The sequence below is a fragment of the Paenibacillus borealis genome (assembly GCF_000758665.1).
Lineage (GTDB): Bacteria > Bacillota > Bacilli > Paenibacillales > Paenibacillaceae > Paenibacillus_AQ > Paenibacillus_AQ borealis.
Window position 1 is genome coordinate 6,311,444 of sequence record NZ_CP009285.1, and the last position, 17,952, is coordinate 6,329,395.

The window sequence follows — 17,952 nt, forward strand, 5'->3', positions numbered from 1 at the left end:
CATCCTTGTTTTTTTAATTCCATTATAACCCAGCCGCTGCTCTTAAGGCAGCATCAAACCGTTCCCTAGTGAAACAGCTTGCCGTAGACCGCCCCGATATCCTCCAGCGTCATCGCCTTCGGATTGTTGCCCATCAGCCGGGTAACCTGAGAAGCCGCAAGCGACAGCCCGGGAATATCCCCGCGCGCAGCCCCGAAGAGCGCCAGGTCCTGGGGAATGCTCATCTCCTGCGTCCACAGCCGGATCCGCTCAATCACTTGCTCCGCATCCCGCTGTTTTCCCGCTCCGCTCTGAAGTCCCATCGCTCCGGCAACGAGAGCCAGCCGTTCCACGATGACATCGAAATTAAATTCCATCACATGCGGCAAAAGCATGGAATTGGCAACACCGTGCGGTACATGAAATTTCCCGCCGATCGGATAAGCTAAGGCATGCACAGCCGCCGTTCCGGCGCAGGTCAAGGCCATTCCGCCGTACATGGAACCGATCAGCATATCCTCCCGCGCCTTTGTATCATCTCCATGGTGATAGGCCTGCAGGATGCTTGCAGATATGCTGCGGATGGATTCCAGCGCGAACATGTCGCTGAACCGGTTGGCCTTGTTGGAAATAAACGATTCCAGCGCATGGGTATAGGCATCCATCCCCGTCGAGGCTGTAATATCACGGGGCAGGCCAAGCGTCAGCAGCGGGTCCAGAATGACCAGCGCAGGCAGCAGGTGGCGGCTGACAACGCCGATCTTCAGCTCTTCCTCCGGCAAAGTCACAATGGCGTTCGGCGTCACTTCCGAGCCTGTGCCTGAGGTGGTAGGGATCAGGACCGTCGGGATGCCCGGATTCGGAATCAGATCCGTCCCCAGCATATCCCGGACAGAGAGGCTGTTGGTCTTCATGACAGACAGCAGCTTGACCACATCCAGCACACTGCCTCCGCCGATGCCGATAATGGCATCGCAGGGAACTTCGGCTATTGCGCTGTAGAGCGCTTCCAATTGGGCAATGGTCGGTTCAGGCTGAACATCGGTATTCCAGTGTGCGGCGATCCCGCCGCTCTTCAAGAGACTTGTAACCTGGTCCAGCGTGCCGCTGCTTTGAAGAAAAGGCTGGGATACAAGCAGCACCGATTTCAAAGTTCCCAGCCTCTGCAGATGCTCTACAAGCCGCTCCAGGGAGCCGCTGCCCGCGATAATGCTGCGGGCCGTCTGAAAAAAATACTGTTCCATCTTATCTTCTCCTCTGAACGTCTTATACAGCGATTTCGAATTTAGTATAGCATAACGTTGCTATATTACAACACTTAATCAACTATAGTTAATCAATAATAAAATAGCGTTGCTTTATGCAACATTATTTTAGTTAAAACGCATTCTATTGGATTTTCACCGCTTCATTCGCTCTATTCCGCTGGCCTCTGATTCAGCTTATACCGTACCTTAATCTCCTCTGCCAGAACCCTTAGCTGAGTCTCCCCCTGCTGATCTGTCCGGTATACCGCTGTACCGCTATTATGCAGGCGCTCCAGCACATCACCATTCGGATGCCCATAGAGGTTATTCACACCGGCTGAGATTACAGCGGCCCCGGGATTCCAGAAGGAGAGCCAGTCCGCACTGGTGGCGGTTTTGCTGCCGTGGTGGGCGACCTTGAGGATGTCGATGGGCTTGCCTGCCTGCATTCCGGCCTGCTGTGCGGATTGCAGTATCGCTTCCTCCGCCGCCTGATCCATGTCTCCTGTGAAAAGAAAGCTGCGGCCGTTCATCTCCAGCCGGAACACTACTGATTCGTGGTTCTGATCCTCCACTTCATCCGGAAGGGGCTGCCCGTCCGCATTCGGCTCCGGCCAGAGGAAATGCAGCTGCGTGGCCTCATCCGCGGCCAGCACCATGCCCTGCTGCACCGGATACAGCCGGACATCTGCGGCAAGCGCCGTAGTCATCAGCTTGGTGTACGGCGCTGTATCCGCCAGCGTCCCGTTGAACAGCAGCGCTGACACCGGCATGCCCTCCAGCACCGCCTGCAGCCCGCCGGCATGATCCTGATCGCCATGCGTCAGGATTACCGCATCCAGCCGGTGGATGCCCCGCTGCTTCAATAGCGGCAGCAGCGTCTTCGCGCCGACCTCGAACGGGCTGCGGCGGATACGCCAGGCCTCCCTGTTCCCGAAGCTCACCGTCCCGCCGCCGTCGACCAGAATATGAGCACCTCCCGGCGTGGTAATCAGGATGCTGTCCCCCTGCCCCACATCCAGGTAGCTGATGGCTCCCTCACCGTTCAGGTCTTCCGCGTAGTAGCCTTTATAGAGCAGAAGGGCTATGCCTGCGGCGCACAGCATAGCTGCAAGGCCGTTCCATCGTGTTGCACCAGGCTGGGGGAATGCCTGGAAGCCTAATGCTGTTCTTCTGCCAGCCGCAGCTGCCGCCGGATTCTCCGGGCTATTGCCGGCCTTACCGCGGCTGTTGCCCGTCCGCTCCAGCTCGGCCAGCGGCCGGGTCTCATCGTCCATGAACCGGGGAACGGGCATAAACTCTGTCCGCCGCTTCAAGGCATATAGCAAACCGTATAACAGACCGTAGTAGAGGCAAATCCAGAGCAAGGACGGTGAAGCCCAGATCAGTACACCAGCCGTGAAGCCGTTCACCCACTCTACCGCCGCGAACGTTGCGTTATTCAACAGCTCTGCAAGCTGCACAGTTAAGTGCGCGGCCGCATTCCAGAACCGTCCGAGCAGCAGCGCAAGCGTACCTAGCGGCAGCACCAGGAATGTAATGAAGGGAACCAGCAGCAGATTGGCAGCAAAGGACAGCAGCGAAAACTGGTTAAAGTAATAAATCGTCAGCGGGAAGGAGACCAATTGTGCAATGAAGGTTACCGAGAGGGCACTGCCCAGCCAGTTAGGCCAGCGTCTGAACAATGGCGCGGCCAGCGGTGTATACACCATGAGCCCTGCTGTCACCAGAAAAGACAGCTGAAAGCTGACACTGAGCAGCAGATACGGGTTCCATACCAGCATCATCAGCGCCGCTGCGGCGAGAATATTCATTCCGTCCTTGAGCACGCCGAGCCTTGCGGCAAGCAGAGCAATCATGCTCATTAGCCCGGCGCGGACCACTGACGGTCCGGCACCGGACAGCAGCACATAGACCGGAACGAGCAGCAAGGTAACCGCCAGTGCGGTTTCTCTGGTAAAGCGGCAGCGGCGCAGAAGAAACAGGATCACCCCGACATAAACCGCAACATGCATTCCCGAGATCGCCAGAATATGAGTCAGCCCCAGCTGTGAGAACTGCTTGAAGGTCTCCGGATCCAGGTCCTCCTGGATGCCGATGACCAGGCCCTTCATATATCCGGCATGAGGCTCCCGGAATAGGCGCTCCATCTCTGCGCCGAGCGTACTGCGTGCCTTATCATTCCAGCGCAGGATACGGGAGAGCTCCCACGATGCCTGAGGTTTAACCGTTACACTGGCAGTTCCCGCCCCTTTCAGCAGCCAGTGTATCTTTTTCGTGAGCAGATAGGCCTGGTAGTCGAATCCGCCGAAGTTACGCGCTGCCTGCGGAAGCACCAGTTCTCCCCCCAAAGCCACCCGGTCTCCCCGTTCCCATAGGGCAGCTACAGCAATTTCACTCTCCTCCTGGAGCTTGATCTGTACGGCGATAAGTTCCCCTTTGACTTCCGCTTCTGCTCCTGCTCCTGCCCCCGACATTACCACAGCCGCTGATTTTTCTTTTGTATCTGCTTTGGCTTCCGTTTCTACATCCGCCTCTGTTTCGGCCGTCTGCCCGCCTTGCTGATCCAGTCCGATCCGTGACAGCTTCAACGTAAAATCAACCCTGTCCCCGTCCCGCTGCACCGGGGACACAATAACGCCATCGGCTGTTATATACGCCTCGTGAAGTCCGCTTGCCGGTTGTCTGAGCAGCTCCGGCAGCTGACTTACATTACGCGCCTCACTCCATTCCCAGTACAACGCCGCCGCAGCAAATGCCAGTCCGAACACAGCAGCCGTTCTCCAGCGGATACCTCCGCTGACAGCCCAGATTGCAGGCAGCAGCAGCCACCCTGCGAGGTAGAACAGCAAGCTGCGGCCGGAGAACATACAGCCTGCCGCACTTCCTGCAATCCAGCATATCGTGAAGCTTAAGAGCGGCCTTCTGTTCATACTCATCTCTCCTTCAATCATGGGTCTATTCTCTTCTTCCCGTCACAATGGAACTACTCTTTTCCTCTCCCGCTGCCGCAGCAACGACAAAGAACCCCTGCAAACGCAAACACATGCGTAAGCAGAGGTTCTTCCCCTGAAGCCCTGAAGCTATCCATAACACTAATCTGTCCCTATTCTGTGTGGTGGCACAAGTCCTCCGGTATGCTTCCGGTTATTCCGATACCGAAATCATCGTTTCCTTCGGCGGCTCATAGTTCTCCAATTGGCGGAACACAATTCCTTTGGAGGAGAGCATAGCCTCAACCTTCTCCATATCCTTGCGGTAGGGACGCAGATAGACGATTTCCACAATTCCGCTGTTAGCCAGCATATTGGCACAGGTCCAGCACGGTTCATCCGTGACATAGACGGTACTGCCTTCACGGTCACTCCGGTCTGTGAACAGCAGCAGATTCTGCTCGGCATGGATCGTCCGGATACAGCGCTGCTTCTTCACCATTGTCTCTACACCATCAATGATCTCACGCTCATACTGCTCGGAGACCATACAGCCCGCTTCCGAGCAGTCCGGAACACCCATCGGTGCGCCGTTATAGGCCGTACCCAGCAGCTTCTTGCCCTGTACCAGCACAGCGCCGACATGACGGCGGGGGCAGCGCGAACGGGTGGAGACCATGCAGGCAATATCCATAAAGTATGTATCCCAGTTCTTGCGGTAAGCCACAGTCATCAGCAATCTCCACTTCCTCTTAGATAGTTGTTCATTATTGTATCATAATGCAGCAATCTTTCACTATACAGCTTATCCTAAAACTACCTGTCCAGCTGTTCTTGTTACAGCCTCATGCTGCGTAAACCGCAATTGCTGATACAGACGTCGATTCTGGCGTTAAGCTCAGTTCTCCGGCAGCCTCAAGCTAGGCCTGTTACTAGTCCTTTTCGGTTTCTGGCCTTAATTGTATTCTATACAACTAAAAGGGCTGAAATCCGGATGAAAATCGATTTAATTGCACTTCGTACACTTATATAATGCTCTAAACAGCTAAAGACGTCACACAGTGTATTTTAGTTGTACAAAATACAATTAACATTAAAAATATCTGATTTTACAGTTTTTAGTTGTACCAAATACACTTATCTGACCAACGAAGCATACGGATGGGCAGGACAGGATAGACTCGGCTCAATCAGACAACCTTGTGTAACAACACCCCAGTAATTCCCTGTCAATTGTAGTGTATACAAGCTTCAGTATGAATGCTGCCGCCCGTTCGAATCATCCAGCGGGTCCATGGACTCAAAATACCACCAGCGGCTTCAGCTGTTCCAGCAGCTTCGGCCCGATCCCCTTCACCTTGCCCAGATCGGTTAAGCTGCGGAACGCCCCTTTGGTGCTGCGGTAGTCGATAATCGCTTGCGCCTTCTTCTCCCCTATACCCGGCAGGTCCATCAGGGCTGCTGTATCGGCCAAGTTCACGTTGACCCTGCCATCAGCAGCCACTGCTGGAGCTGCGGCACCTGCGGCTCCAGTGCTTCCTGCGGCTCCAGCTGTCCCGCCGCTTCCACCCGATCCAATCACTGCACCGCCAGTTACTTCACCACCGCTTACAGCGCCACTTCCTCCTGCCCCAGCTGTCCCTCCTTTTACACCGCCCTCGTTTCCGGCTGCTCCTGCGATCCCGCCACCAACGGCTGCCCCGGCCTTACTGTTCGCATTCCCGTCATCTCCACCTGCCACTGTCCCGGCTTCCCCCGCTGGCACAGTACTTCCGCCCGCTGTGTCCTTCCCGCTTGCACCCCCGCCCTCACCGCCAGCTGCTGCCAGGGCTTTGCCACTCCCAGCACCATTGCCACCAACAAAAGCTGCCCCTACAGTACCAGCGCCACCATCTTCACCACTCTCCCCTGCCGTTGCCGCACTGCCAGCCGACACGCCCAGCGCCTGCGCCATTCCGGCGTTCAGGGTCTCCCAACCGGCGATACCATCCTCCGCCCTGTGGTCTGCAGCCCAGACTAGACCGCCGCCCAGCAAGGCAGCGGCAATTGCGCAGCCGATCATTCTTTTGCTCATGAAGCTGTCCTCCTTCAGTAAACTGGAATTTTATTCAAAAACAAGCGTAAAACCTGTCATTTGTCCAAGACTGCCGTGCATACATTGAACGAAGAGTATTCCTGTAAGCCCAGAACCCAGCAACATTAGAAAGGAGGTAACCACAGGATGAAAGTGGGATTTATCGGAACAGGCAGCATGGGCGGTCTGCTCATCGACACCTTTCTTCGTTCGGGAGCCCTTGATCCGTGTGATGTGCTGGCCAGCAACCGCAGCCCGGGTAAGCTGATGGAGCTGAAGAAGCTTCATCCCGGAATCACTGTATGTTCGGGCAACATAGAAGCCGCGTCAGAGAGCGATATTGTGTTTCTGTGTGTCAAACCTTTGCAGTTCAAAATGTTAAGCGATGAGATTGCCCCTTACCTGCGCAGCGAGCAGATTGTCGTCTCCATTACAAGTCCTGTCCAGCTCTACCATCTGGAATCCGTTCTGCCCTCCAAAATTGCCAAGATTATTCCCAGCATCACCCATTCCGTCAGAAGCGGGACTTCTCTGTGCATCTTCGGAAGCAGATTAAATAAAAAAGACAGGCTGGTCCTGCTCCGGCTATTCTCATGTATTGGTGTTCCTGCGGAAATCCCGGAGAGCCATACGCGGATTGCCTCAGATTTCTCCAGCTGCGGCCCGGCGTTCCTCAGCTATTTCCTTGAACGGTGGATCGAGGCGGCTGTAGAAGCAACCGGCATTGATGAAGCCCTGGTCAGCCGTCTGGCCGGTGAAATGCTGCTTGGTACAGGCAAGCTGCTGACAGAAGGCTCTTTCACCCCGCAGGGGCTGCAGGAACGGGTTGCCGTCCGCGGAGGCATTACAGCGGAAGCGCTGAACCACCTGCGCACGAGTCTGGAAGGGGTATTCGAGCGCCTGATTACCACGACGCATGACAAATACGATGAGGATGTGGAAAAGCTCGACGAGCTGTTCGGGCGCAGCAGCATCGTCCAGAGCCCCCTTGACCGCTAGGGCGGCCGCAACCGCAGCACCATTGCCTCCTTAATATCAGGCTTTCCCCCCTGCTCTCCCCGGATCATGGCCACAAACAATAAAACCCGCAGCACGGAATCATCCGTTGCTGCGGGCACTGTTGCGTTCTTCGCTTAACCCACTACTATGTTTACCAGCTTGCCGGGAACGGCAATGATCTTGCGTACGGTTTTGCCTTCGACAGCCGCTTGCACATTCGGCAGGGCCAGTGCGTGGTCCTGCATTTCCTGCTGAGCCATATCCAGCGGAATCAGTGCGCGCTGAACGATTTTACCGTTAACCTGCACGACAATTTCCACTTCCGCGTCTACGGTCCAGGCTTCATCATAAGCCGGCCAGGCGACATAGCTGATGCTTCCTTCGTGGCCCAGCAGCTGCCACAGCTCTTCGGCAATATGCGGTGCCAGCGGTGACAGCATCTGTACGAACTGTTCTGCCGCTTCCGTGGACAGGCTCTCCTGCTTGTAGGCATCGTTGATGAAAATCATCAGCTGGCTGATCGCCGTATTGAAGCGCAGCGACTCGAAATCTTCGGTTACCTTCTTCAGCGTCTTATGCCAGGTGCGTTTGAATTCATCGGTTCCGCCGTCCGCTGTGATCTTCGCGCTCAGGCTGCCGTCTTCATTCACGAACAGGCGCCATACGCGGGAGAGGAAGCGGTGGATGCCTTCCACGCCTTTTTCGTTCCAAGGCTTAGTTGCTTCCAGCGGCCCCATGAACATTTCGTAGACGCGCAGTGTATCTGCGCCATAAGCTTCCACGATCTCATCCGGGTTGATGACGTTGCCGCGCGATTTACTCATCTTCTCATTGTTGTTCCCCAGGATCATCCCCTGGTTCACCAGCTTGTGGAACGGTTCCTTGGTATCGACTACGCCGATATCATACAGAACCTTGTGCCAGAAGCGGGCGTACAGCAGGTGGAGCACCGCATGCTCGGCTCCGCCGATGTACAGGTCAACCGGCAGCCATTCCTTCTGCTTCTCCGGTGAACACAGCTCCTGATCATTATGCGGATCGATATAACGCAGGTAGTACCAGCAGCTGCCGGCCCATTGCGGCATGGTGTTGGTCTCGCGGCGGGCTTTCATGCCGGTCTCCGGATCGATCGTTTCAACCCACTCGGTTACATTCGCCAGCGGAGATTCACCGGTGCCTGAAGGCTTAATGGCATCCACATCCGGCAGTACCAGCGGCAGCTGGTCCACAGGAACAGTCTTCATTGTGCCGTCTTCCAGATGCAGAATCGGAATCGGCTCACCCCAGTAACGCTGGCGGCTGAACAGCCAGTCGCGGAGGCGGTAGGTTACTTTGCCCTTGCCGCTGCCCTTCTCTTCCAGCCAGGCAATCATTTTGGCGATAGCTTCAGTATTCGACAGGCCGTTCAGGAATTCAGAATTTACGTGCGGGCCGTCGCCGGAATAAGCCTCTTCTTCGACGTTGCCGCCTTGTACTACTTCAATAATATTCAAGCCGAACTGCTTGGCGAACTCCCAGTCACGGGTATCATGGCCCGGAACAGCCATAATCGCTCCGGTTCCGTAGCCGGCCAGCACGTAGTCGGCAATCCAGATCGGCACCTGTGCGCCGTTCACCGGATTGACCGCATAAGCGCCGGTGAAGACACCGCTTTTCTCTTTGGCCAGATCGGTACGCTCCAGATCACTCTTGCGCGAAGCCTTGTCGCGGTAGTCCGCAACGGCAGCCTTCTGCTCTTCTGTTGTAATCACATCAACCAGCTTATGCTCCGGCGCCACGACGCAATAGCTTGCTCCGAACAGGGTGTCCGGACGGGTGGTGAACACTTCAAGCGTAGCCTCATGCCCTTCAATGGCAAAAGTCACCTCAGCGCCGGTCGATTTGCCGATCCAGTTGCGCTGCATATCCTTGATGCTCTCTTCCCAGTCCAGCTCATCCAGATCCTCGAGCAGACGGTCTGCGTATTCGGTAATTCTCAGAATCCACTGGCGCATCGGTCTGCGGACCACGGGATGGCCGCCGCGCTCGCTTTTGCCGTCGATCACTTCTTCATTCGCCAGGACGGTACCCAGCGCTTCACACCAGTTGACGGAAACCTCAGCCACGTAAGCCAGACCACGGTTGTACAGCTGGATGAAAATCCACTGTGTCCATTTGTAATATCCCGGATCGGTTGTGCTGATCTCGCGGTCCCAGTCGTAGGAGAAGCCCAGCGACTTAATCTGGCGGCGGAAATTATCAATGTTCTTGAAGGTAATATCACGCGGATGCTGTCCCGTATCCATCGCATATTGCTCTGCCGGAAGACCGAAAGCGTCCCAGCCCATCGGGTGCAGCACGTTGTAGCCGCGCATCCGTTTGAAACGGGAGACGATGTCAGTAGCTGTATAGCCTTCAGGATGGCCTACGTGCAGCCCTGCGCCGGAAGGATACGGGAACATATCCAGGGCGTAGAACTTCGGCTTGCCTGCTTCTTCACTTGTCTTGAATGTCTTGTTCTCGTCCCAGAATTTCTGCCATTTCGGCTCGATGGTCTGGGCACGGTAGCCGGTGTGGGCTTGGGTAAATGTGTTATCGCTCATCTTATGCTCCTCCTTGGAGTGTTGCTGTCTTAGGTAAGGCTAATGTTATAAAAAGAAATACTGTAAATAAGGGTCACTGCAGAAAGTTTTGGGCTTCCGCCCGCTGTTATATTCGGATTTCCTGATTAGAACCGCTTCTCGCGGTAGAAATCCGAATCTAGCGTATGCTTCCGATGCGAGCTTTCCTACGGAAAGCTTTCAGGCGGCCACTAACGTTGCTACAGCTCCAAAATTTCTATCCGTTCCTTTATCTTTACATAAGTTCTGTAAAACCAATCCGCTAGCCTGGCGGAACAGCAAAGTCCAAGAACCGGCAATGATTCGCCGGGCCGGAAGGGCTGAAAAGCCAAACCCGCCGTTGATTCGCCGGGTTGGCAGGAACCCGCTTAAGTTTCGCTGGGCTGTAGCCCTACAAAGTCCAAGAACCCGCTTATGATTCGCTCGGCTGGTAGAACCTGCAAAGCCTAAATCCGCAATTAATTCACCGCTCCGCCGGACTAACCGCAAAAAAACCTCCCATCCCTAGCGTATTATCGCTAGGGACGAGAGGTTTGAATTCCCGTGGTACCACCCTAGTTAGCGGCGGACATTCTTTGTCCGGCACTCACTTTGACACCCTTTAGCGGGGGTGAGGCGACGACGGTTCACACGCCGGTCTCCTTATAATGAAGCTTAAGGAACCTGCGGCTTGCGCCGTTACTCCGAGGTGAGTTCACTGCGGTCCGTTAACCGGCTCGCACCTGAGGTGCCGGCTCTCTGCAATAACGGTCTCACGAATTAATACTCCTCTTCATCGCATGCTATGTGTACTGCTTCTTACTCGTAATATTCACCACATTATAACCAAAAGATACATGTACCGTCAATGATTTAGCAATATCCCTGCCTTTATGCCGGCTTTCTGCGGATATAATAGGCGATGATATGCTGAATGACCACTTTACCGGCTGCGAAGAACGGCACGGCCAGAATCAGTCCGATCATTCCGGCGATTTCCCCGCCGACCAGCAGCGCGAAGATAATCAGCAGCGGATGCAGATGAAGCTTCCGCCCGACCACCTGCGGCGAAATAACGTTGCTCTCCAGCATTTGGCATAGTGTATTCACCACAGCTACCATCAGTACCAGGCGCCAAGAGAGGGTTGAAGCCATTACAATGGCCGGAGCCGCACCCAGAAACGGACCCATATAAGGCACAATGTTAAAGACCGCTACCACACAGGCGAAGAGCAGCGCATAAGGCATCCCGATAATCATATAGCCGATATAGGCCAGCACGCCGATGATGATGCAGACAAGAAACTGCCCGCGGATGTAATTGCCGAGCGCCTCATCAATATCCTTCAGCAGGGTGACAATCGACTTGCGGCGGGAACGGGGCAGGCAGGATACAACGGTCCGTTCGAACACATCGAAGTCCTTGAGAATGTAGAACACCAGAAAAGGCACGATGAATGCATTGAAAAGGATACCGATCGTAGACGCAATATTATTAAGGAAATGGGAGATACCTTCGGCCAGGCGGTTTTCCAGCTGAAAAAACCAGTTATTCATCCCCGTCTCCACGCCGGGCGGAATCAGTCTGGAGTTCATGTTCCGCATCAGACCCTGCGCATGCAGTGTCATTTCCGGCAGATGCTCGTTAAGCTCCTCAAGCTGCTCGATGAACATGGGGATCAGGTTGATCAGAATGACCGCGAGTGAGGTGAGAAATACGGCATAGATCAGCAGGACGGCCACACTGCGCGGCATTTTTCTCTTGGACAGCATAGTGACGACAGGATTCAGCACATATGAGATGATCATCGCCGCCAGGAACGGGGCCAGGATCGCTTTTAGAAACAGGAATATTCCCTCCAGCATTGGGCGGAGCAGCCAGACGAAATAAAGAATGATCAGGGAGAGCAGCACGCCGATCATCCAGCGGAACCATTTACTTTGGGACCATTGCTCCATGAGCACACCCTCCTTGCAGCAGTTCTGGACTGGCTTCAGTACTAAGTAAGTATATGTATGCCTGCCGCAAAATAACCGCCATTTCCCGCCAGCCTCATGAAACTTGATGATCTTGATTATTTGGTATGCAAATTCACAACTTGTTATAGTCCGCCCCGCGTGCATCCGGTAAGATTAACCCGTAATTACAAACGCTTTCACGGGGAGCTGATGGTGTAATGAAGAATTGGAGAAAATTGTGGAGGGGCAGCCTGGCTGTAGCATTGATGAGCTGCTTTATGATTACAACGCCGGCTTCGGCGGCAACGGTCTTCTGGGAACCGCTAACCTATTTCAATGCTGATACATGGGCCAAGGCAGACGGATACTCCAACGGCGGCATGTTCAATTGTACGTGGCGTGCGAATAACATCAGCTTCACCAGCGGCGGACAGCTGCGGCTGGCCCTTACCAGTCCGGCCTACAATACCTTTGACGGTGCCGAACTGCGCTCTGTGTATAAATACGGCTACGGTAAATACGAAGTGAACATGATGCCGGCCAAGAATAACGGAATTGTCTCCTCCTTCTTCACGTATACCGGCCCGTCGGACGGCAACCCCTGGGATGAGATTGACATCGAATTCCTCGGCAAGGATACAACTAAGGTGCAGTTCAATTATTTCACGAACGGTGTAGGCGGCCATGAAAAGGTGGTTAATCTGGGATTTGATGCTTCGCAGGGCTATCATATCTATGCCTTTGACTGGCAGCCCGGCTCGATCAAATGGTACGTCGACGGAGTGCTGAAGCATACGGCCACCAGCAATATCCCCACCCACGCTGGTAAAATTATGATGAACATCTGGAACGGTACCGGGGTAGATTCCTGGCTCGGCGCTTATAACGGTGCGAATCCGCTCTATGCCTATTATGATTTTGTGAAATATACGAGCAACTGATCAGGCTGAGTTGACTGTTATGCTGCATAAAAACACAGGAGACTGCGTATGCCGGAAGCATCCGGTATACACAGTCTCCTGCTGTATTCCAAGGTAAACCCGGCCGCCCTCAAGGAAGCTGCCAATCACGCTTTACCGCTGGTCGAGATACCACTCGCCCACTTCCCTGGTAACCTGCTCTCCGCCATACTGCGACCATTTGGTGACAAAGGCGGGGAATTCGCTTACACGAAGATCACCAAAGATAATCTGCTCGAACGTCTTCTGTTCCAGCTTCTGCAGCAGCTCCCAGCTGGTCCGCATGGTGCGTGTGGGCGGACCGGTGAACTGATCCTGGAGGGAGGCGTCCAGCTGCGAGAGCAGCACCGGAGCTATATCTTGGGGAATCTCCTGAATCACTCTGGACGGAATTCGCGCTCCATCGAAGGTCAGCGTATAGGACTCGACACGGATCCCTCCTTGCGGGAGCAAGGCCGGATCCGTCACAGGCCCGCCGTCCTGCTCCGTCCAGTCATATCCCTTAGCCAGCCCGTTCGCGAATTCTCCGCTCGAGGTGGCGTAATAATCGAACAGATAATTCTGATAGGTGAAAAAGATTTCCGGATGCTCCATCTTCTTGTTGATCAGAATGGCTCCGTTAACAGGAAGCAGCCCCCGCCGCTGCACCCTCCCGTCAGGACCCGAAGGAATGGGGACAGCCTGGATTACGGCCTCCGGGTTAAGGTCTGCCAGCTTGTTCAGCGGCCAGCCCCGCATCCAGAACGGTCCGGCAATGATGCCGGCCTTGCCCGAAGTGAACAGCGCTGCGGCTCCTTCTTCATCCTGCCAGGCATTATCCCTGGAGATATACCCCTTGTCCACCCAGCTCTTCATGAGGGCAAGCGCCTGCCCGGCGGCCGGCATCACGGACCCGTACTGCAGAGTGCCGTCCGCCTGAGTGTTCCACTGCTCGGGGACCGTCCCGAAGGCTCCGAAGATCCAGCTTGCATCGCCCATCCAGGTGCTGGCTCCATTCCTGAAGCTTACAGATAATCCGAACGTATCCTTCAGGCCGTTCCCGTCCGGATCACCGTTTGCAAAGGCATCCATAACCGTCTCCAGCTCATCCAGGGTCTCCGGCACTGGTAGCTTCAGCTTCTTCAGCCAATCCGCGCGGATCCATAATACCGGGTCTGAGTTATACTCATAATCGAGAATGGGAATCGCATATTGCTGGCCGTCCCGCTCCAGGCTGTTCCAGACCGCCGGTTCCTCGTCCATTGCAGCCTTCCATACCGGAGAGGCATAACGCTGGAACAGGCTGCCGGCTTCCCGGAATTGACCGGAATCAATCAGCTCCTGAATTACTTCACGGTCCCGTGTGGTTACGATATCCGGCATATTCCCTTTGGCCAGCTCGAGACGCAGCTTATTGGCATAGATCTCGGAGGAGCCGAGGAGCGTCCATAAATAACGGATGCGGATTCCCAGCCGCTCTTCGGCCCAGCGGGTATGCACGTTAGACTCCAGGCTTTCGCCTTCTTTGAAGCTCATGTCGGGATTGATCACTCCGACGGTATATAAATCTACAGCGGGAACGTATTTGCCAAGCTCTTCATCATAATGTACAGTCTGAGCCTCTGGCTGCGCGGCTGCCGGAATGATATCAGGGGGATCATCTCCGGCGAAGGAGCAGCCGGAGACCAGCATGATTACTACAGCGAGAAGTGCATATAGACGCATAGTCTCCTCCTAACAGCGTTTTCATAGTAACGAATATTCAAAAGTATAGCATAACGGCTGGTGCAAATATGGTATAGTTTTCATGATTAATGAAAGCGGTTTAATCTATTTCTATATTTGAAGAAAAAGGATGATTAACAGCGGATGCGCGCTAACTTGTTTGTCAAAATGGTTGCTATTCTGATCTCGCTCATTATGGTCACCCTTATCTTCTACGGGTTCTCCTACCGCAAGGATATCCGCGTTATCACCCGGCAGATCAAGACGACTGACCTGAACCATCTGGAGTTTCTGACTGCGCAGATCGACAATAATATTAACCAGCTGGCCGGAAGTGTATATGCCCTGCGGCGGGACCCGACTATCCGTGATTATGTGCAGCTGCAGCAGCTCGGCCATCTGATAGATGTCAGCCAGACCATCCGCACGGTGCTGGAGAAGCTGTCCCTGCAGACCGGCTCAAGCACCTGGGAGAATCAGCTTCTGATCTTCAACCTGCTGAAAGGAGAGACGCTCTCCACCGATCCTTCCCTGAGCTTCGACACAGCCGATTTGCGGCATTCGCTGCCTGCAGGCTGGGAATATTCGCCCGGCCCCTCCGGGAATAGCGGCGCTGGCGGCTTCCGGCTGATGCTCTCTGATCCGGCCAATTTTCGGGAGAAGCCTTCCCAGGCTAATATGATCATTGAAGTGAAGTTCCCTGTCTCCAACATTGCTAAAATGCTCGGGAGTTACCAGCCGCCCGGCAGCGGCGGTACCTTTCTCTATCATACCGGCTACGGGGTACTGAATCCGCAGCCTGCGGACGAACAGATTGCCGGGCAGCTGGTGAGCCAGCTGCCCGATTTCCCGCAGGCTCAGGAGAGCTCAACGATTCTTAGGCTGGGGGATGGAAGCTACCTGGTCAGCGCCGTCCGCTCGGCCACGCTGGGCTGGTATGTCATCCACTACTCCCCGCTGGAGCAGATTCTGCAGCCGATTCACAGCAGCCGTTATTCTTTCATTACAGCGACCGTTGTGCTGCTGGGGATGAGCCTGCTGCTGTCGCTGCTCTTGTACCGTCAGGTGCAGCGGCCGATCAGCCTGCTCCTGCGTTCGCTCAACCGCATGAAGGAAGGCCGCTGGTCCACCCGTATCCATGTCCGGACTAACAGTGATTTCTCGCTGCTGAATCAGGAATTTAATGAGATGGCTGCCACGCTGCAATCCTTGATTGAACAAGTGTATCTGGAGCAGCTGCGGGCCAAGGATGCTTATCTCAAACAGCTGCAGTCGCAGATTAACCCGCATTTTCTGTACAACTGCCTGTTCTTCATAAAGAGCAAGGCCAGCATCGGAGATACGGACTCTGTCGAGGCCATGGCGCTGAGCCTTGGAGAGTACTACCGCTATATCACCAGGATGGATCATTCACTGACTACGGTTGCCGATGAAGTCAAGCTGCTTGAGCATTATCTGGCAATCCAGAATCTCCGCAAGCAACGGCTCCGGTATGAGCTTGAGATTCCCGCAGAGCTGCTGGACGAGCGTATTCCGCGCCTCCTGATCCAGCCGCTGGTGGAGAACAGCATCATCCACGGGATTGAGAAGAGAATCGGCCTCGGCTTCATTCTCATCCGCGCCGCCCGCAGCGGCAGTGAACTCGTGATCTCCGTTGAAGATAACGGGGCCGGAATGGATGAGGCCGGAATCGCCTTGCTGCAAGACCGTCTGAATGAACAGGACCGCCTGGACGGGGGCTGCGGCCTCTGGAATGTACAGCAGCGCCTGAAGCATCAATTCGGCGAAGCATCGGCAATCCTGATTACAGCATCTGAGCAGGGCGGACTTATGGTCACCCTGCATATCCGGAAGAAAGAGGACAACAATGTATCAGATTCTGCTGGTTGACGACGAACCCTATGTTGTAGACGACTTATTCATCTCCATCCCCTGGAATGAGCTGCAGGTCGAGCAGGTGCACAGAGCCTACTCGGGATATGAGGCGCTGGAGATTCTCCGCCAGCACCCGGTGGATATTGTGGTCACCGACATTAATATGCCGGAAATGTCCGGCCTGCAGCTTATCGGACATATCCGCCGGGAGTGGAAACACATCAAAACGGTTCTGCTGACCGGATATTCGGAATTCGAATACGCCAAACAGGCCATTTCCCAGCAGGCCAGCGCTTATCTGCTGAAGCCGATCGGCAACGGGCCGCTCATGGAGGTGCTTGAACAGCTGCTGCTGGAGATCCGGAAGGAATGGGAGACCCGCGCTTCCTATCAACGGACGCTGCAAACCTTCCGCGAGCATCTGCCTCTGCTGCGGGACCGGCTCCTGAACGGGCTGCTGCAGGGCCGCAAGCCGGGCAACCGGCAGCTGGCGGAGCAGCTTGACCAGTTCAGCCTGCCTTTCACACTGGAGCGGCCGGCGGCCTTACTTGTGATCCGGCTGGAGGATTATTTTCAACAGCATGATGTGAACAGTATGCAGTTATTTGAATATGCGATTGTCAACATTGCCCATGAGCTGTTTCAGGAGCGGTTTGCCATGTGGTCCTGCAAGGATGTCCATGATTATCTTGTGCTTGTTCTTCAGCCGCTTACGGAGGATTGCCGGGACAACCTGCCGTCCCTGCACAGTCAGATGATCCAGACGGCTTACCAGCTGCAAAAAAACGTAAGCACCGTCATCGGCGGCGGCATTTCCGTGATTGCTACAGGCTGGGGATCGTTCCCGGATCAGGTGTACAGCCTGTACCAGACTGCCATATCCACGATCAGAGCGCATATCGGCCACGAAACAGGTGTTTTTCTGAAGGCGGAAGACACCGCAGAGAAGCGGATCACGACCCTTCAGTCGCTGTATGAGCCGCCCACTCTGTTCCATCTGCTGGAGGCGAGTAACTGGGACAGCATCGAGTCCAAGGTCCGGAATATCCATGCCGAGCTTATAGAGACGGACGGCCATTCCCCGGAGCATATTGAAGAAGCCAAGCTGTATATGGAAACGGCCTTCTACTATTTCGCCCACAAAAACAATACAATGCTCGGGGACATCACCGGGAGCATTATGCCTGGCGGGGGAAGCTTCCATACTCCGGACAAGCTGCTGGATTATGCACTCCGGATGCTGGCGCTGCTTAAGGAGCATTTTGACAGTGAACGCAAGGATATGCGCAGTGTACTGATTCAGAAGGTTCATGAATACATCGACCTCAACCTGCACTACGTATCGCTGAACGCTATTGCGGACGAGGTTAAGCTGCATCCGGTCTATCTCTCCAAAATCTACAAGGCAGAGACCGGGAAACGGCTCAGTGATCATATCAGTTCAGCTAAAATGGAAAAAGCCGCTTACCTGCTTACGCATTCCGCACTAAAAATCTATGAAATATCCGCTGCACTCGGCTACTCCAATGCCCATTATTTCATTAAGCTGTTCAAGGAATACAGCCATATGACGCCGCAAGAATTCAGGGACCGGGCGAATTAGCCCGGTCCCTGCTCTGTTCCGCCTGCTGTGCAGGCAGCTGT

The 17,952-nt window shown here is 54.7% G+C and carries 11 protein-coding genes; 4 read left to right on the forward strand and 7 right to left on the reverse strand.

Going from position 1 to position 17,952, the window contains the following annotated elements:
* Positions 1-65: 65 nt before the first annotated feature.
* From PBOR_RS26755 to PBOR_RS26770, 4 genes are all read right to left on the reverse strand, one after another.
* Positions 66-1,223 carry an iron-containing alcohol dehydrogenase gene (locus PBOR_RS26755; RefSeq protein WP_042216914.1) on the reverse strand — a complete coding sequence of 386 codons (1,158 nt, stop codon included), beginning with the start codon at positions 1,221-1,223 and terminating at the stop codon, positions 66-68.
* Between the two features lie 173 nt (positions 1,224-1,396).
* Positions 1,397-4,159 (reverse strand): ComEC/Rec2 family competence protein, encoded by a 2,763-nt coding sequence (locus PBOR_RS26760; protein WP_081972415.1) that lies wholly within the window; start codon positions 4,157-4,159, stop codon positions 1,397-1,399.
* 214 nt (positions 4,160-4,373) lie between these two features.
* Complete coding sequence (locus PBOR_RS26765) at positions 4,374-4,892, reverse strand: deoxycytidylate deaminase (protein ID WP_039300969.1); 519 nt, start codon at positions 4,890-4,892, stop codon at positions 4,374-4,376.
* 567 nt (positions 4,893-5,459) lie between these two features.
* Positions 5,460-6,233 carry a ComEA family DNA-binding protein gene (locus tag PBOR_RS26770; protein WP_042216917.1) on the reverse strand — a complete coding sequence of 258 codons (774 nt, stop codon included), beginning with the start codon at positions 6,231-6,233 and terminating at the stop codon, positions 5,460-5,462.
* Between the two features lie 147 nt (positions 6,234-6,380).
* Here PBOR_RS26770 and comER point away from each other — a divergent pair, with 147 nt between their 5' ends.
* Entirely contained in the window at positions 6,381-7,232 is an 852-nt protein-coding gene (comER, locus tag PBOR_RS26775; protein ID WP_042216919.1) for a late competence protein ComER, read from the forward strand.
* 134 nt (positions 7,233-7,366) lie between these two features.
* On the opposite strand, the gene leuS is transcribed toward comER, so the two are convergent.
* Positions 7,367-9,814 (reverse strand): leucine--tRNA ligase, encoded by a 2,448-nt coding sequence (gene leuS, locus PBOR_RS26780; RefSeq protein ID WP_042216922.1) that lies wholly within the window; start codon positions 9,812-9,814, stop codon positions 7,367-7,369.
* An 888-nt stretch (positions 9,815-10,702) separates the two neighbouring features.
* A complete protein-coding gene (locus PBOR_RS26785; protein ID WP_042216923.1) occupies positions 10,703-11,770 on the reverse strand; it encodes an AI-2E family transporter in 1,068 nt (355 codons plus the stop codon).
* A 266-nt stretch (positions 11,771-12,036) separates the two neighbouring features.
* Here PBOR_RS26785 and bglS point away from each other — a divergent pair, with 266 nt between their 5' ends.
* Positions 12,037-12,711, forward strand: coding sequence for a beta-glucanase (bglS, locus tag PBOR_RS26790; RefSeq protein ID WP_245648300.1), 675 nt, complete (start codon positions 12,037-12,039; stop codon positions 12,709-12,711).
* A gap of 132 nt (positions 12,712-12,843) precedes the next feature.
* Here the strand turns inward: bglS and PBOR_RS26795 are convergent, their stop codons facing one another.
* On the reverse strand, positions 12,844-14,433 hold the full coding sequence (locus PBOR_RS26795) for an extracellular solute-binding protein (protein ID WP_042216927.1): 1,590 nt from the start codon (positions 14,431-14,433) through the stop codon (positions 12,844-12,846).
* Between the two features lie 144 nt (positions 14,434-14,577).
* Between PBOR_RS26795 and PBOR_RS26800 the strand changes: the two genes are divergently transcribed.
* A complete protein-coding gene (locus tag PBOR_RS26800; RefSeq protein WP_052429646.1) occupies positions 14,578-16,323 on the forward strand; it encodes a sensor histidine kinase in 1,746 nt (581 codons plus the stop codon).
* Positions 16,301-17,911, forward strand: a complete 1,611-nt coding sequence (locus PBOR_RS26805) for a response regulator transcription factor (RefSeq protein ID WP_042216929.1) — start codon at positions 16,301-16,303, stop codon at positions 17,909-17,911. The genes PBOR_RS26800 and PBOR_RS26805 overlap by 23 nt, the downstream gene beginning before the upstream one ends.
* Positions 17,912-17,952: the final 41 nt, after the last annotated feature.

Bases quoted from the DNA above. Each gene is read 5' to 3' on its own strand.
- PBOR_RS26755 (WP_042216914.1), bottom strand. From the start codon at position 1,223: ATGGAACAGTATTTTTTTCAGACGGCCCGCAGCATTATCGCGGGCAGC.
- PBOR_RS26760 (WP_081972415.1), bottom strand. From the start codon at position 4,159: ATGAACAGAAGGCCGCTCTTAAGCTTCACGATATGCTGGATTGCAGGA.
- PBOR_RS26765 (WP_039300969.1), bottom strand. From the start codon at position 4,892: ATGACTGTGGCTTACCGCAAGAACTGGGATACATACTTTATGGATATT.
- PBOR_RS26770 (WP_042216917.1), bottom strand. From the start codon at position 6,233: ATGAGCAAAAGAATGATCGGCTGCGCAATTGCCGCTGCCTTGCTGGGC.
- comER (WP_042216919.1), top strand. From the start codon at position 6,381: ATGAAAGTGGGATTTATCGGAACAGGCAGCATGGGCGGTCTGCTCATC.
- leuS (WP_042216922.1), bottom strand. From the start codon at position 9,814: ATGAGCGATAACACATTTACCCAAGCCCACACCGGCTACCGTGCCCAG.
- PBOR_RS26785 (WP_042216923.1), bottom strand. From the start codon at position 11,770: ATGGAGCAATGGTCCCAAAGTAAATGGTTCCGCTGGATGATCGGCGTG.
- bglS (WP_245648300.1), top strand. From the start codon at position 12,037: ATGAGCTGCTTTATGATTACAACGCCGGCTTCGGCGGCAACGGTCTTC.
- PBOR_RS26795 (WP_042216927.1), bottom strand. From the start codon at position 14,433: ATGCGTCTATATGCACTTCTCGCTGTAGTAATCATGCTGGTCTCCGGC.
- PBOR_RS26800 (WP_052429646.1), top strand. From the start codon at position 14,578: ATGCGCGCTAACTTGTTTGTCAAAATGGTTGCTATTCTGATCTCGCTC.
- PBOR_RS26805 (WP_042216929.1), top strand. From the start codon at position 16,301: ATGTATCAGATTCTGCTGGTTGACGACGAACCCTATGTTGTAGACGAC.